This is a genomic window from Microbacterium sp. ISL-103, from assembly GCF_018613995.1.
GTDB lineage: Bacteria > Actinomycetota > Actinomycetes > Actinomycetales > Microbacteriaceae > Microbacterium.
The window spans coordinates 1-15,498 of record NZ_JAGGPD010000286.1; the positions used below are offsets into that span (position 1 = coordinate 1).

General features: G+C 68.0%; 17 protein-coding genes and 1 tRNA gene. 4 read left to right on the top strand and 14 right to left on the bottom strand.

Features of this window, described 5'->3' with window-relative positions:
- From J7E68_RS11235 to J7E68_RS11260, 6 genes are all read right to left on the bottom strand, one after another.
- Positions 1 to 374: hypothetical protein (locus J7E68_RS11235; RefSeq protein WP_215172618.1), on the bottom strand; the 374-nt coding region annotated here is incomplete at its 3' end.
- Positions 371 to 805: a TadE family protein gene (locus J7E68_RS11240; RefSeq protein WP_251048906.1), complete on the bottom strand. Its 435-nt coding sequence runs from the start codon at positions 803 to 805 to the stop codon at positions 371 to 373. The genes J7E68_RS11235 and J7E68_RS11240, both read right to left, overlap by 4 nt.
- Positions 795 to 1,196, bottom strand: coding sequence for a TadE/TadG family type IV pilus assembly protein (locus tag J7E68_RS11245; protein ID WP_215172621.1), 402 nt, complete (start codon positions 1,194 to 1,196; stop codon positions 795 to 797). Before J7E68_RS11245 ends, J7E68_RS11240 begins: the two co-directional genes overlap by 11 nt.
- 538 nt (positions 1,197 to 1,734) lie before the next feature.
- A complete protein-coding gene (locus tag J7E68_RS11250) occupies positions 1,735 to 2,676 on the bottom strand; it encodes a type II secretion system F family protein (protein WP_215172623.1) in 942 nt (313 codons plus the stop codon).
- Entirely contained in the window at positions 2,673 to 3,530 is an 858-nt protein-coding gene (locus tag J7E68_RS11255) for a type II secretion system F family protein (protein ID WP_215172625.1), read from the bottom strand. The genes J7E68_RS11250 and J7E68_RS11255 overlap by 4 nt, the downstream gene beginning before the upstream one ends.
- The gene (locus J7E68_RS11260) at positions 3,527 to 4,714 is read right to left on the bottom strand and encodes an ATPase, T2SS/T4P/T4SS family (RefSeq protein ID WP_215172627.1); all 1,188 of its coding nucleotides are present in this window, start codon (positions 4,712 to 4,714) and stop codon (positions 3,527 to 3,529) included. Before J7E68_RS11260 ends, J7E68_RS11255 begins: the two co-directional genes overlap by 4 nt.
- Positions 4,715 to 4,835: 121 nt before the next feature.
- On the opposite strand from J7E68_RS11260, the gene J7E68_RS11265 reads away from it, so the two are divergent.
- Positions 4,836 to 4,917: transfer RNA gene (locus J7E68_RS11265), tRNA-Leu, on the top strand.
- Positions 4,918 to 4,982: 65 nt separating this feature from the next.
- Positions 4,983 to 5,753, top strand: coding sequence for a VTT domain-containing protein (locus J7E68_RS11270; protein ID WP_215172629.1), 771 nt, complete (start codon positions 4,983 to 4,985; stop codon positions 5,751 to 5,753).
- A 59-nt stretch (positions 5,754 to 5,812) separates the two neighbouring features.
- Here J7E68_RS11270 and J7E68_RS11275 read toward each other — a convergent pair whose 3' ends face one another.
- Positions 5,813 to 6,667 (bottom strand): Ku protein, encoded by an 855-nt coding sequence (locus J7E68_RS11275; protein ID WP_215172631.1) that lies wholly within the window; start codon positions 6,665 to 6,667, stop codon positions 5,813 to 5,815.
- A gap of 58 nt (positions 6,668 to 6,725) precedes the next feature.
- Between J7E68_RS11275 and ligD the strand changes: the two genes are divergently transcribed.
- Positions 6,726 to 8,705, top strand: a complete 1,980-nt coding sequence (gene ligD / locus J7E68_RS11280; protein WP_215172647.1) for a non-homologous end-joining DNA ligase — start codon at positions 6,726 to 6,728, stop codon at positions 8,703 to 8,705.
- A gap of 7 nt (positions 8,706 to 8,712) precedes the next feature.
- Here the strand turns inward: ligD and J7E68_RS11285 are convergent, their stop codons facing one another.
- From J7E68_RS11285 to murI, 5 genes are all read right to left on the bottom strand, one after another.
- Complete coding sequence (locus tag J7E68_RS11285) at positions 8,713 to 9,633, bottom strand: cation diffusion facilitator family transporter (RefSeq protein WP_215172633.1); 921 nt, start codon at positions 9,631 to 9,633, stop codon at positions 8,713 to 8,715.
- 82 nt (positions 9,634 to 9,715) lie between these two features.
- Complete coding sequence (locus tag J7E68_RS11290; protein WP_215172635.1) at positions 9,716 to 10,291, bottom strand: dihydrofolate reductase family protein; 576 nt, start codon at positions 10,289 to 10,291, stop codon at positions 9,716 to 9,718.
- Positions 10,292 to 10,349: 58 nt separating this feature from the next.
- Positions 10,350 to 10,943, bottom strand: coding sequence for an RdgB/HAM1 family non-canonical purine NTP pyrophosphatase (gene rdgB / locus J7E68_RS11295; RefSeq protein WP_215172637.1), 594 nt, complete (start codon positions 10,941 to 10,943; stop codon positions 10,350 to 10,352).
- On the bottom strand, positions 10,943 to 11,677 hold the full coding sequence (gene rph / locus J7E68_RS11300) for a ribonuclease PH (protein WP_215172639.1): 735 nt from the start codon (positions 11,675 to 11,677) through the stop codon (positions 10,943 to 10,945). Before rph ends, rdgB begins: the two co-directional genes overlap by 1 nt.
- A gap of 46 nt (positions 11,678 to 11,723) precedes the next feature.
- Entirely contained in the window at positions 11,724 to 12,557 is an 834-nt protein-coding gene (gene murI / locus J7E68_RS11305; RefSeq protein WP_215172641.1) for a glutamate racemase, read from the bottom strand.
- A gap of 75 nt (positions 12,558 to 12,632) precedes the next feature.
- On the opposite strand from murI, the gene J7E68_RS11310 reads away from it, so the two are divergent.
- Positions 12,633 to 13,958 (top strand): nicotinate phosphoribosyltransferase, encoded by a 1,326-nt coding sequence (locus J7E68_RS11310; RefSeq protein ID WP_215172643.1) that lies wholly within the window; start codon positions 12,633 to 12,635, stop codon positions 13,956 to 13,958.
- A gap of 22 nt (positions 13,959 to 13,980) precedes the next feature.
- Here the strand turns inward: J7E68_RS11310 and J7E68_RS11315 are convergent, their stop codons facing one another.
- Both J7E68_RS11315 and J7E68_RS11320 read right to left on the bottom strand, forming a co-directional pair.
- Positions 13,981 to 14,247: a DUF3039 domain-containing protein gene (locus J7E68_RS11315; RefSeq protein WP_017828506.1), complete on the bottom strand. Its 267-nt coding sequence runs from the start codon at positions 14,245 to 14,247 to the stop codon at positions 13,981 to 13,983.
- Positions 14,248 to 14,287: 40 nt separating this feature from the next.
- Positions 14,288 to 15,498: hypothetical protein (locus J7E68_RS11320; protein ID WP_215172645.1), on the bottom strand; the 1,211-nt coding region annotated here is incomplete at its 5' end.

Here is a 15,498-nt window from a genome sequence, read left to right on the forward strand (position 1 = left end):
AGCCGCACTCCGTCAGGCAGGAAGAGGGCGACGAGCGGCGGGTGCCAGTCGGTGGACACCTGCACCCGGGCCGAGAGACCGTCGGGAGCTTCAGCCGACACCAGCATCCCCGACCCCGGCATCTGCGCCAGAAGAGCCTCTGCCTGCTCCCGCACCCCGTCGTCGGTGAGGTCGGCATGGGCGCTGTCATCCTCGACGACGAGGGTGAACCCGTCGGCTCCGGCGAGCGCGGCAGCGTCGGCAAGAGCGTCCAGCCGTCTCTGTGCGATGTACAGGTCGGTGGCGCAGACGCTGACCAGGATGAGTGCGAGAGCGAGCAGCGCGTACCCGAGTGTCAGCAGCAGCACGCTCCCCTGTTCGTCGCCGGACTTCATCCGGAGCCCCACAGTCGGGAGGCCTTCTGCGTCGAGGAGCCTTCGACGGCCACCGTCGCGACGTCCTGCAGTCCGAGCACCGCGGGCACCATCGGCAGGGAGACCGTCGACGCGACGGTGACCGTCACGAGCGCCCCGGCGGATGGGCACCCGGCCGCCACAGGTGTGCACGACACCGAGACCACGGTCGAGTCCGGATCGATCCCGTACTGCTCCGAGACTGTCACGAGGACGCGCTCGCTGCGTGACACCGCCGCATCCTCGCCGGGAGCCAGCGCGATCACCCGTGCCGTATGCCGGGCGACGGCCTCCACCCCGAGCATCTGCTCCTGGATGGCACCGAGCGCGATGATCAGGTACACGAGCGGCACGAGGAGGATCACACCGACCGTGATGAACTCGAGCGCCGCGGACCCTTCGTCATCCCTCATCGAAAGACTCCTCCGGAGCATGCGCGTCGATCTCGAGAGCGAACGGGATGCCGATCAGCCCGATCACCGGGAGTGTGGTGCGGACGCGGACCTCGATCGTCGCGTGGCCGAGGGAGGTCGAGCGCCAGGCGCTCACGTCCTCGGCGTACGTCTCTCCGACCGCGCGGGTGATGCTGAGCCTGGTTCTGTCGACCCCCTCCTGCACGTCCGTGTCGGCGAGGGCAGCATGATAGGCACCCTCGACGGCGGCGTCGTGGACGACGTTGCGCACATACACGGCGAGCGCGAGCTGCAGCACCGCGAGGGTCAGCAGGGTGAGCAGCGTTCCGACGAGCACGAACTCGACCGGGCTGGATCCGCGATCGCCCGCGTCGTCACGTACGCCAGGCATGTCGATCATCGACGGGGGTGCCATCAGAGTCCTGAGACTCGTTGGATGGCCTGTTCGAACAGCGTGCTCAGCGCCGGGCCCGCCACCGCCCAGATGAGGACCACGAGTCCGGCGGTCATCAGTGTCACGAGAACCCAACCGGGAACGTCGGCACGCTCGTCTTCGTAGAGGTCACGAGCGTGATCGGCGGCACGGCATCCCCAGGCGCGAACTCGACCAGAGGCGGAAACGCCGACAGCACCCGCAGTACCGTGCGCCTCCCGGACCCGGCCCGACTCGAACGGGCGACCACCCTCGACATGCTGCGGGTTGGGCGCACCCTTACCGGGTAGATGCGCCTTGGGCGGGCTCGATTGCACGCTAGCAGAGACGCTCACACTGCCAAACAAGCGACTCTGGTTCTGACATAGGTGGAATGGAACCAGAACCCAGCCGGGCACATCACCTCGCTCGTCGTCGAGCAGCGCTGCGGAGTGGGAGGTCGCGGAGCCCGCGCCCCGGAGTCGAGACATGTTCATGTCGTCCTTTCGTCGATCGCTCAGCCGATGCCGAGTCGCAGAATGAAGAGGCCCGGGTAGATGGCGAAGAGCACCGAGAGCGGAAGGATCAGGAACACGAGCGGAAGGAGCATCAATATCTCCTTGCGGCCGGCCTGCTCGATCAGCACGCGTTTGGCATCTTCTCGTGCGTCGCCCGCCTGAGCGTGCAGCACTCCCGCGAGTGGGGCGCCGTGTTCGAGAGCGGCGATCACCTGGTCGACGGCGCGGGTGAGACCTGGCAACTCGAGGCGGCGCGCCATCTGAGCGAGCGCGTCTGCGAGCGTCGAGCCCGTGCCGACCGCGAGCACCACTCCGCGGAACTCGCCGGTGAGCTCGCCCGATCCGACTGCGGCGACCCGCCGGAGGGAATCGAGGAAACCCTCTCCCGCCGACAGGCAGAGTGAGAGGAATTCGAGCGTGGTCGGCAACTCGTCGGTGAGACGCCGGCGCCTCGATCTGACGCGCGCGGTGAGGTGCATGTCGCACAGGACACCCGCCCCGACCCCCATGAGCGCGGGAAGGAGCGCGATCGGCGGACTCATCCGTCCCAAGATCGCGACGCCGATCACCACCAGGGCACCGGTCGCGATACCCGCGACGATCCAACCGAGCTGCCGAGCTCGGAAGACTCCGTGCTCCACCGCGGATCCCGCCTGAGCGAGCCTCGCTCGCAGCGCGTCTCCCCCGCCGAGGGCTCGCTCGAATGCGAGCTGCGACCGGAGCCATACGCCGTGCCGCGCTCCGTCGACACGCGATCCATGAGTCGAGAGGGCCGTGCGCGGCAGGTTCTCTTCGGCGACCACATCGCGCACGTAGCCCGCGATCCGCAGAACCAGCGGAGTCGCCGACCAGCGAGGCAGCGCTGTGAGCATGCACAGCAGGCCCGCGGCGAGCACGCCACCGATGAGTGTGGCGAAGGCGACCGACGAGACCGCACTCATCCGAACCACCTGCCGGGCTCGGGGAGGCGCCCGATGCGGATCATGATCCGATAGGCGATCAGGGAGAGCCCAGCCCCCACACAGATCACGAGCGCACCCTCCGGGGTCGCGTATGCCGCGGCACCCTCCGGGCGAAGTACGAGCAGCCCGAGGATCACCCAGGGCGCGATCGAGCCGAGCACTGCCGCGCCCCGGATCCAGGATTGCCTGGCCTCGACCTCGCCGCGCAGCGCGGCGTCTGCACGCACTGACGAAGACAGAGCGCGGAGTACCCCGCTGAGCTCCGTGCCGCCCACCTGTCTCGCCATGCGCAGGGTCTCGATGATGCGATCGGCGATCGGATCTGCGAGAGAGAGCTTCAGCCGGTCGAGGCTCGTCTCGAAGCGTCCGGTCGCGCGCAGATCCCGGGCGAAGACCTCGAATGCCGGCCGCAGCATCGCGGGACAGGAGTCAGCGAGGCTCGCCACCGCGTCGGGCAGAGACAGCCCCACGCGTATCGAGGCGATCAGCAGGTCGCACACGTCGGGCCAGAGCTGTCGCCGCATCTTGCGCAGTCGCAGACGTCGCGAACGCAGCACCACGACCGGTGACACTGCCGCAGCCGACGCAGCCAGGGCCGCGAGAACAGGCATGGCGGCCACGAGCCAGACGACGGATGCGGCGGCGAGCGCGAGCACCATGACCGCCAGGACCAGCACGCGCGGGCGGACAGCGCCGAAACCCGCCTCGGCGAGCAGCCTCTCGAACGGACCCCGTCGGACGGACTTCATCTCGTCCGTGCGCGGAGGCCACAACCACGGTGAGACGCAGAGCAGCAGCCCGGCCGCGAGAAGGGCTCCGAGAAGAGCGATCATCGGCCGACGCCGATCCGACGGAGATCGCCCCGTCGCGGTGCTACTGCGTCCGCGCTGTGCTCGTACAGCCTCCTGGTGACGATCCGCCCCTGGTCGACCTCGCCCGTGGGCGAGATGACTTCGTGCACCCGACGAACCCCCTGGTCGTCCCGTACGCAGTGCACCACGAGATCGACGCCGCCCGCGAGCACCGGCACGATGAAGCTGCGGTCGATGTTGCGTCCCGCCAGCAACGGAAGCAGGGCGAGTTTCTCGAGAGCCTCCTCCGCCGAATTGGCGTGGACGGTGGCGGCACCGGGAACGCCGGTGTTGAGCGCGAGCACCAGGTCGAGCGCCTCGGCGTCTCGCACCTCGCCCACCACGATGCGATCCGGTCTCATCCGCAGCGCCTCTTTGACAAGCCTGCGCACCGTGATCTCGCCGCTGCCCTCGAGACTCGTCTGACGGCCCTGCAGCGACACCACATCCGGACCCTCGACGGCGATCTCGAATGTCTCCTCGACCGTGATGATGCGCTGACTCTGCGCGCACGAATCGAGCAGCGCCCCGAGCACGGTGGTCTTGCCCGCGTGGGTGGCCCCCGAGACGATGATGCTCTGTCCGTCGCGCATCGCCCGACGGAGCATCGATGCCACCTCTCCGGTGAGCGCTCCGTGGGCGACGAGCGCATCCAACGACCGGTATCGCGGCAGGAACTTGCGGATGTTCACCGACCACGAGCCCCGCACCACGTCCGCGATGGCCACATGCAGCCTTGACCCGTCCGGCAGCGACGCGTCGACGAAGGGTTGGCTGATGTCCACGCGGCGACCGGTCGACTGCAGCATCCGCTCGACGAGGTCGCGCAGCATCGACTCGGTGAGACGCAGGTCGATGCGCTCCGACACCCCGCCTCGAGCCACATGGATGCTCTCAGGGCCGTTGAGCCAGATCTCCTCGATCTCGGGATCGTCGAGCAGCGGCTGCAGCGCCCCGAACCCCGTGACCGCGGCGAGCACGTCGCGGACGCAACGGGCCTCGTCGTCGAGCGTCGTCTCTCCTCGTGCCAGGGCGGTGTCGTTGAACCGTCGTACCTCCGACAGGGCGACCACGTGCGCCGCGTCGGCATCGAGAACCGGGTCGGTGCCCTCTGCCCGGAGTCGCTGACGCACGCGCTCGGCGACGACGACGGAGGGCTGGATCACCCGTGCATCCTCGCAAGGATCGCACCCGGCCCGTCGGAGTTATCCACAGCGCCCGCGACTCAGCTGCGGGCGGATCCCCAGCAATGCACGATCCCCCGGTCAGTAGACTGTTTTCCACCGCGCGGGAGTGGTGAAATTGGCAGACACGCAGGATTTAGGTTCCTGTGCCCTAGGGCGTGTGGGTTCAAGTCCCACCTTCCGCACGATCTGTCGCGTGCCGCGCGACCGACGACTTGACCGCCGCACAGCGCACTACGACGGGAAATCAATGCATCACGCCGCGCTCATCCCCTGGCTCGACCCCGCCACCATCATCGGATCGGCCGGCCCCTGGGCGCTGCTCGTGGTGTGCTTCATCGTCTTCGCCGAGACGGGCCTGCTGGTCGGCTTCCTGCTTCCGGGTGACACGCTGCTGGTGATCTCGGGGCTGCTGTCGCATCCGATCGCCGGCTCCGAGCACGGCGTCTTCGGCATCAACGTCTGGATCGTCGCGCTGCTCATCGGGTTGTCCGCCTTCGTCGGCGGTGAAGTCGGCTACCTGATCGGCCACAAGGGCGGGCCTGCGGTCTTCGAACGCAAGGAGTCGGGCCTCTTCAGCAAGAAGAACGTCGAGCGAACCAACGCGTTCTTCGAGCGCTTCGGCGGCATCACCGTGATCCTCGCCCGCTTCGTGCCGATCGTGCGCACCTTCGCGCCGGTCGCCGCCGGCGTCGGCCACATGCCGTGGCGCCGCTATACGCTCTACAACCTCATCGGCGCCATCCTCTGGGGCTTCGGCCTCACGATGTTCGGCTACGCGATCGGCTTCATCCCGCCGATCGCGGACTTCGTCGAGAGCTACATCGACCTGATCCTGCTCGCCGCTGTCGGCGGCACGGCGCTCATCACGCTCTGGCACTACCTCTCCGAGCGCCACAAGGCGAAGAAGGAGGCCGCAGCCGGCGACGGCGAGACCGACGCGGCCGAGGCCGAGGAACTCGCTCTCGAGCCCGAGGTGTTCGACCGCGCTCCCGACTTCGACGGCGACGGCAAGCACTGACGCCGAAGCACTGACGCTGATTCCGCGACGCTGAATCAGTGAAGAAGGCGGGCTGAGCGTCAGCCCGCCTTCTTCTTGCTCGGGCTCTTCTTGGCGCTCGCCTTGGTGTCGGATGATTCGGATCGCGCGGCCTTGGTGCGGGCCACACTGGCGCGCAGCGCCTCCATCAGATCGATGACCTCGCCGCTCTTGGAATCGCCCTCGGCCTCGCCGAACGTCTCCGACACGTCGAATGTGTCACCGGCCTCGATCTTGGCGTCGATCAGGGTGCGCAGCTCCTTCTGGTACTCGTCGACGAACGACTCCGGGTCGAAGTCCGCCGAGTAGCTGTCGACCAGCGATGCCGACAGCTCGAGCTCCTTCTTCGAGATCCGCACGTCCTCATCCAGCGAGGGGAACTCGGCCTCGCGCACCTCGTCGGCCCACAGCAGCGTCTGCAGCACGAGTACTTTGCCGCGTACGCGGAGAGCCGCGAGGCGCGTCTTCTGCCGCAGGGTGAATCGCACGATCGCCGTGCGATCGGTCTGCTCGAGCGTCTTGCGCAGCAGAACATACGCCTTGGGCGACTTCGAGTCGGGCTCGAGGTAGTACGGCTTGTCGAGAGTCAGCAGATCGACCTGATCCGAGGGCACGAACTCGACGACGTCGATCTCACGGCTCTTCTCCGCCGGCAGCGCAGCCAGGTCGTCTTTGGTGAGCACGACCGTCTGCCCCTCGTCGACGTAGGCGCGGTCGATGTCGGCATACGCCACGGTCTCGCCGCACACCTCGCAGGTGCGCTGGTAGCGGATGCGGCCGCCGTCCTTCTCGTGCACCTGATGCAGCGGCACGTCGTGGTCCTCCGTGGCGGAATACACCTTGACCGGCACGTTCACGAGGCCGAAGGTCAGCGCGCCCTTCCAGATCGTTCTCATGCCACCAGTGAACACCAGCCGCCCCGGTCGCGACCAGTACCTTGACTACGCTGGCGTCATGGTCGCAGAGGCGCAGAACGTGCAGATCGACGGTCGTCGACTGCGCATCACCAACCTCGACAAGGTCGTCTACCCCGACACCGGCACCACCAAGGGCGAGATCATCGCGTACTACACGGCGATCGCCCCGCACATCCTCCCTCTGCTCGAGGGGCGGCCCGTCACTCGCAAGCGGTGGGTCGAGGGCGTGGGAACCTCGGATGCTCCTGCCGACGCGTTCTTCACGAAGCAGCTCGAACCCGGGGCTCCGACCTGGATCCCCCGGCACGAGATCCGCCACTCGGACGGACCGAAGGAGTACCCGCTCGTCGAGGACGTGCCGACGCTCGTGTGGCTCGCCCAGGTCGCTGCGATCGAGCTGCATGTGCCGCAGTGGCGCTTCGCCCCCGATGGCCTGCCCGGCAAGCCCGACCGCCTCGTGCTCGATCTCGATCCCGGCCCCGGCGTCGGACTCGTGCAGTGCGCCGAGGTCGCGCGCATCGCTCGCGGCCTGCTGAGCGACATCGGACTCGACCCGGTGCCGGTGACCAGCGGCAGCAAGGGAATCCACCTCTACGCCGCCCTTCCCGGTCAGCAGACCAGCGACGAGATCTCGGCTGTCGTCAAGGAGATCGCCCGACTCATCGAGACCGAGCATCCTGACCTCGCCACCAGCACGCTGGCGAAGACCGCGCGAGGCGGCAAGGTCTTTCTCGACTGGAGCCAGAACAACGGGAAGAAGACCACGATCTCGCCCTACTCGATGCGGGGGCGAGCGCAGCCCTGGGTCGCGGCCCCTCGCACCTGGGACGAACTCGACGACCCCGGCCTCTCCCAGCTCGACTTCGCGACCGTGCTCGAGCGCGCGGAATCGGGACTCGACCCGATCGCGCCGCTGCGCACTGCGCACGCATCGCGGGTGCAGACGACGCGTCCGCCGGCAACCGGGGAAGTCGCCCCCGCGCAGCGCACGGAATCGTCGCGGCACCGCCCGAGGATCTCCGGAGCGGTGAGCACCCCGGCATCCGCCGCCCCGGCGTCTGTCTCCCCCATGCTCGCCGAGAACGGCACGCCCGCGATCGCCCGCAGCCTCAGCTCGCCCTCCTGGGTCGAGGTGAAGTGGGACGGCATCCGCGCGATCGGCACGTGGGCGGACGGACGGATGCTTCTGCACGCCCGCAGCGGCACCGACATCACCGCGCGCTACCCCGAGCTCACGGCTGACGGGGCACCGTTCCTTCCGGTCGGCGATGCGATCGTCGACGGCGAGATCGTGGCGTTCGACGCGAACGGCAGACCCAGCTTCTCGATGCTGCAGAACCGGATGCACCTCACGCGTCCTCGCGAGATCGAGCGCGAGGTCGTGCGCACCCCTGTCGTCTACATGGTCTTCGACCTGCTGCGTCTCGACGGCCACGACCTGAGTTCGATGCCTCTGTCACAGCGACGCACTCTGCTCGAAGAGGTGGTCTCCGATCTCGACGCGCCCATGCAGGTGCCGCCCGTGTTCGACGACGTCGATGCCGCGCTGGCCGCAAGCGACGAGTTCGGTCTGGAGGGTGTGGTCGTGAAGGATCCCGCGTCCCGTTATCGACCGGGCCAACGCTCCCCCGCCTGGCTCAAGCTCAAGCACACGCGCATGCAGGAGGCCGTGATCGTGGGCATCCGTCCGGGCAAGGGCGACCGAGAGGGCACGTTCGGGTCACTGCTGCTCGCGGTTCCGGACTCCGGACGCCTGCGATATGTGGGACGCGTCGGCACCGGCTTCACCGACCGGATGCTGCGTGATCTGCTCGCCCGACTCGCCCCGCTGAGGGTCGATTCGCCGCCGCTGGACGGCGTCCCCGCGCTCGACGCCTCGGACGCCCTGTGGGTCGAACCGGAGCTGGTCGGCGAGGTCGAGTTCGCCAACTGGACCCCCGACGGCGTGCTCCGCCACTCCCGCTGGCGCGGGCTTCGCCCGGACAAGTCGCCCGATGAGGTCGTCGTCGAGAGCTGACCGCCGGTCACGCGTGATGCGGTTCGCAGTCCGACTGCTCGGCGGGCTCGATCTGGAAGGTGGAGTGCGCCACATCGAAGTGGCGCGCGAGACACGATTGCAGGTCGTTCAGCAGCCTCGCCGACCGACCGTCTGCGAGCAGCGCGGGTTCCACACTCACATGGGCGCTGAACACCGGGGCTCCGCGGGTCAGCTGCCAGACGTGCACGTCGTGCACGCCGACGACGCCGTCGTAGTCGAGCAGATGCTGACGGATGTCGCTGACCGCCGTGCCCTTCGGCGCCGACTCGGAGAGTACGGAGAACACCTCGCGCAGCAGCGAGATCGCTCGCGGGATGATCAGCGCCGCGATCATCATCGAGGCGATCGCATCGGCCGGCATCCACCCGGTCGTGACGATGACGATCGCGGCGATGATCACCATCGCCGACCCGATCAGATCGCCCATCACCTCGAGGTAGGCACCGCGCACGTTGATGCTGGTGCGCTGAGCGCGGCTCAGCAGCCACATCGAGATCGCATTCGCGACGAGGCCGACGATGGCGACCACGAGCATGAGTCCGCCCACGACCTCGGTCTCAGACGGATTCAGCAGGCGACCGACGGCTTCGATCGCGACCCAGCCCGCGAGCAGGATCAGGATGATCGCGTTGATCAGCGCCCCGAACACCTCGGCACGCTGGTACCCGTAGGTGCGTCGGTCGTCGGCGGGTCGCGCGGCGACCGCCGCCGCGATGAGGGCGATGACCAGTGCAGACGCGTCGGTGAACATGTGAGCCGCATCTGCCAGCAGCGCCAGTGACCCCGTGAGCACCGCGCCCACCACCTGCACGACCATGATCGTCGCGGTCAGCGTCAGCGAGATCGCCAGAAGTCGGCGATGGCTCGCGGAGCGTATGCCTCCGGCGGCGGGCGCATGATCGTGCATGTCTCCAGGCTAGACCGGCGCCAGCGCGCGTCGGCCGGTCTGCACCTAGTCGGGAATGGTGATGATTCTCAGTAGCCGCGTCTCACCGCAGACGGGTGTACTCGAGCACCACGCACCCGTTGTCGAACGACCGCACCCGGTCGAGACCGAACTGCGTCGGGGAGAAGGAATGACTCGCCATCGGGATGCCGGAGCCTGCGATCACCGGGTATTTCTTGATGATCAGCCGATCGATCTCGTCGAGCAGCACGCCGGCGAGCGTGGCGCCGCCGGCGAGATAGATGCCCAAGCCCGGCTGAGCCTTGAGCTCTCGCACCCGCGCGACCGGATCGGTGCGAACGATCTCGACATTCGGCTCACCGGCATCCGCCAGCGTCGTGCTGAAGACGACCGTTCGAAGGTGAGAGTACGGGTCGGTGACGTCCACCTGCAGAGCCGGCTCGTATGTCCGCCGCCCCATCACGACCGTGTCGAAACGCGTCAGCGGCTGATCGACGCCCCCACGATCTGCGCGCACGAAGGCCGGCTGGACGTCGGCGAGCTCGGTGCCCATCATCTCGGCGAAGGCAGGGGTCACCGGATAGAAGTCCACCTCATCGTCAGGGCCGGCGATGAAGCCGTCGAGGGTGACGCCTACGTAGTACGTGAGTTGACGCATGTCGACACACTAACCACTACGTTTGAAGTACGTCAAGCGTAGTGGTTATTGAGACGGCTCAGAGAGCTGCGAGAAGGGGCACCAGTTCCGCGAATGCACGGGCACGGTGCGACTGCGATTGCTTCTCGCCCCCCGTGAACTCCCCCACCGTCCGCTCGGCGCCTTCGGGCTGTCCGTCCGGGATGAAGATCGGGTCGTAGCCGAAGCCGCCCCCGCCGGACGCCTCGGTCGCGAGGCGTCCGGGCCAGTTCCCCACCACCACATGCTCGGCCCCCTCCGGGGTCACCAGGGCGATGGTCGAGGTGAAGTGGGCGGTGCGGTGCGGATCCGCCACGTCGTGCAGCTGGTCGAGCAGGAGTTCGAGGTTCGCGGCGGCATCCTTCTTGTGTCCTGCCCAATAGGCGGAGAAGACGCCGGGCGCTCCGCCGAGCACGTCGACACAGATGCCGGAGTCGTCGGCGAGGGCCGCGAGCCCCGTATGCAGCGCAGCCGCACGCGCCTTGATCAATGCGTTCTCAGCGAAGGTGACGCCGTCTTCGACGGGCTCGGGTCCGTCGTACCCGACGACCTCGAGATCCGGACGAGTAGCCGCGACGATCTGCTGGAACTCCGCGACCTTGTGCTCGTTGTGGGTGGCGAGGACGACCTTCATCAGCCTGCGAGCGCCTTCAGCTGCTGCTCCTTCAGGTCGGCGCAGCCGGCGACGCCCAGGTCGAGCAGCGCGTCGAGCTCGCGCTTGTCGAACGGCGCACCCTCGGCAGTGCCCTGCACCTCGACGAACAGACCGCGTCCGGTGACGACGATGTTCATGTCGGTCTCGGCGCGGACATCCTCGACATATGCGAGATCGAGCATGGGCTCGCCGTCGATGATGCCCACCGACACGGCAGCGACCGAATCGAGCAGCGGCGTCGAGTTCCTGCCGATGAACTTCTTCTCGCGGCCCCACTCGATCGCATCGGCCAGGGCGACATACGCCCCCGTGATCGCGGCCGTACGCGTGCCTCCATCGGCCTGCAGCACATCGCAGTCGATCACGATCGTGTTCTCACCGAGCGCCTTGGTGTCGACGACGGCGCGGAGCGCTCGACCGATCAGGCGCGAGATCTCGTGCGTGCGTCCGCCGATGCGGCCCTTGACGCTCTCACGGTCGTTGCGGCTGTTGGTCGCACGAGGGAGCATCGAGTACTCGGCGGTCACCCATCCCTTGCCCTTGCCGGTGAGCCAGCGCGGAACCCCGTTCGTGAAGGACGCCGTGCACAGCACCTTGGTGCCGCCGAAGCTGATCAGGGCCGATCCCTCGGCGTGGCTGCTCCACCCTCGTTCGATGGTGATCTCGCGGAGCTGGTCGGTGGAACGGCCGTCGGCGCGGACGATGCTGGTCATGGGCTTCCTTCGGGTGGAGGTGGATGAAACGGATGCTGCACGCGGGCTACTGCCCGAAGACAGTCTCCGGAAGCGTGATGACGCCGGTCTGCACGAGCTGCACGTCGCGCACCTCCCGGCCCATCAGGCGGTTGGCGAGGGCGGTGAACTCGGTCGTCGAGTCTCCGGTCGCCTCGTAGACATAGGTCGCGGTGGCGTCGGGCGACGCGAGCAGGTCGCCTCTCACGAGCTGGCGGTAGACATCGCCCGCGGTCTCGTCGTCGCTGGAGACGAGAGTGACGCCCTCTCCCATCACATAGCTGATGGCGCCGCGCAGGAACGGGTAGTGGGTGCAGCCGAGCACGAGCGTGTCGACGTCGGCCTCGCGAAGCGGCGCGAGGTACTCCTCGGCCGTCGCGAGCACCTCGGGGGTACCGGTGATGCCACCCTCGACGAACTCAACGAAACGAGGGCACGCCGCGGTGAAGACCTCGAGCCGCTCGTTCACCTCGAGCATGTCCTGATAGGCGCGGGACCCGATCGTCCCCACGGTGCCGATGACTCCGACGCGGCCGTTGCGCGTGGTCGAGACGGCGCGGCGGACTGCAGGGCCGATCACCTCGACGACGGGGATGTCGTACCGTTCGCGGGCGTCGCGGAGCATCGCGGCCGATGCGGTGTTGCACGCGATCACGAGCATCTTGACGCCCTGATCGACCAGGGTGTCGAGGACCTCGAGGCTGTATCGCCGCACATCCGCTATCGGCTTCGGACCGTACGGCGAGTGCGCCGTGTCGCCGATGTAGACGAACGATTCCCGGGGCAGCTGGGCTCGGATGGCCCGTGCCACCGTGAGTCCGCCGACACCGGAGTCGAAGATTCCGATCGGGGCGTCGTTCATGACTACCGAGCCTACCCGCGTACGCCCCGCGGTACGCGCAGCAACCCGAACGGATGTCGTCAGTATGCTGAGCGCATGACGACGTCCACGGCGCTTCTGACCGATCGCTACGAACTCACCATGCTCGCCGCAGCTCTGCGCGACGGCACCGCCTCTCGCCCCAGCGTGTTCGAGCTCTTCTCCCGCCGACTGTCGGGCGGACGCCGTTTCGGCGTGGTCGCGGGCACCGGACGCCTCCTCTCTCTGCTTCGGGAATTCCGCTTCGAAGAGGATGAGCTGCGGTTCCTCCGTGACAACGATGTGGTGGATGCCGACTCGCTCACCTACCTCGAGAACTACCGCTTCACCGGCTCCATCCGCGGCTATCGCGAAGGCGAGCTGTATTTCCCCGGCTCTCCGATCCTGACGGTCGAGGGCAGCTTCGCCGACGCCGTGGTGCTCGAGACCCTGGCACTGAGCGTCCTGAACCACGATTCTGCCGTGGCCACCGCGGCGTCCCGCATGAGCATCGCCGCGGGCGAGCGTCCGCTGGCCGAGATGGGCTCACGCCGTGCCGCCGAGCAGTCAGCCGTGGCCGCCGCTCGCGCCGCGTACATCGCCGGTTTCCGCGCCACGAGCAACCTCGAAGCCGGACGACGCTGGGGCATCCCGACGATGGGCACCGCCGCGCACTCGTGGACGCTGCTGCACGAGACCGAGGAGGAAGCCTTCCGCTCGCAGATCGACAGTCTCGGGACCGACACGACCCTGCTCGTCGACACCTACGACATCCGCACCGGGGTCGAGACGGCCATCCGCGTCGCCGGCACCGGACTCGGCGGCGTGCGGATCGATTCCGGCGACCTCCCGATCGTCGCCGCCGAGGTGCGGGCGCAGCTCGATGAGCTCGGCGCGACCGGCACACGCATCACGGTCACCAGCGATCTCGACGAGTACGCGATCGCCGCTCTGGCTGCGTCGCCGGTCGACGCATACGGCGTGGGCACCTCGGTGGTCACGGGTTCGGGCTACCCCACCGCCAGCATGGTCTACAAGCTCGTCGCCCGGCAGAACCCCGACGGAGCGTGGATCGGCGTGGCCAAGGCATCGGCCGACAAGGCGTCGCACGGCGGACGCAAGGCTGCGTTCCGGACTCTCGTCGACGGCGTCGCCGAGGCTGAGACCGTCATCGTCTCGGACGGATTCGAACAGCTCGACACCCCGGCCGAGCACCCCGACGGGCGTCCGTTGCAGACGATTTTCGTCGAGGGCGGCGAGATCGACACGGCGTTCGAAGGCCCCGAGGGAACCGCCTCGGCCCGCGCTCACCACCTGCGGGTTCGCGAGGAACTGCCTGTGCGCGCGCTGGCTCTGAGCAAGTCCGACCCGGCGATCCCCACCGTCTACGTCGACGCGAGCTGACGGCGGCTGAGGCTGTGGCGCCTCAGCCCATCATCGATTCGTAGATCTCTTTACACGTGGGGCAGATCGGGAACTTCTCCGGGTCGCGACCCGGAGTCCACTTCTTGCCGCACAGTGCCCGGACCGGCTTGCCGGTGATCGCAGACTCGAGGATCTTGTCTTTCTTGACATAGTGCGAGAAACGCTCATGGTCGCCCGGCTCGAGGTTCTCCTCGCGGAGGAGTTCTTCCAGTTCGCGATCAAGCGTTGCCACGCCACCCTGATCGGGGCTGTCCAGCGGAGTACTCATGCCGAGAGTCTAGCGGCGGACGCACAGGGGTGGGCGGCTGTCACGCCGTCTCGACGAACTCCATCAGACGCTCGCCCTCGCGCTCGAAGATGCGGCCGCCGACGGCGACGCCGACCACCAGGACCACGACGCCTGTCGCCAGCCCCGCCCAGAACGTCGCAGGTGCGAACCGGGATCCCTCGAGCATCGTGAGCACGAGCAGCCAGATGGTGGGGATGCTCACCACGATGGCGCCGAGGAAGGCAGCGGCCGGGCCGTAGGCACCTCGCGACGTGGGCCGCTGGGGCTGCTGGAACGGACTGTCGCCGGGTCGGGAGACGGCGTACGGCGCGATGACCGAGACGATGCTCGAGAATCCGAGCGCCGACAGCAGCAGGCTCGCCCCGAGACCGGTCAGCGGAAGAAGCAGTCGCCAGTCGTCGATCCACAGCAGGGTGAGAGGCACGGCGATCGCGAGCACAGGAACCGCGACCAGCATGACCGGCACCAGTCGACCCAGCCGGTCGGGGATGCCGCGGACGCCGCTCGCCACGTGCGTCCAGAGCGCCGTGGAGTCGTACGCGACGTCGTTGTGCGGCAGCCATCCGAAGAACAGCGCCATGACCGGAACGGGCACGAGCGCGGCGATCTCCAGCGGCACACCGGCGACGAGCAGCGGGAGGACCGTGAGCACGCCCGCGACCGGAACGACGATGAGGTTCATGATGTACCGGCGATCACGCAGCCAGTACACGAGGCTGCGAGACGCGATCGCCCCGAACGCGTTGGAGGGCAGCAGGCCGAACCAGCCGAGACCGCTCCGCTCGCGAGATGCGACGGGACGCTCGGTGGTCGTGAGCAGTCGCCGCACCAGCCACGTCCACAGCGCCCAGAGAGCTGCGGCGGTGGCGAAAGCGACGATGCCGCTGATCCACGCGCCGGCGGTGTCGTCGGTGGCGAACGAGAACAGGAACTGCGAGGAGGCGGCGAGCGGGGTGACGCCCACCGACGCCGTCAGCGCGGCCACGGCTGCCGGCACGTGCCCGTCCCACTTGAGCGACGCGAGGAAGACGGCGACGGGGAAGGCGATGACGATCACCGCGAGAGCGAAGAGAGCGGTCAGTTCACGAGATCGCCGCTCCGGCAGGAGGAGAGCATTGATCGCCATGCCGATGCGTGCCGACAGGATCGTCGACAGCAGCCCCACGACGGTGGTCAGAACCGCGAGCGGCCACGGCGCGCCGAGCCTGATGGCGACGATGCAGACACTGA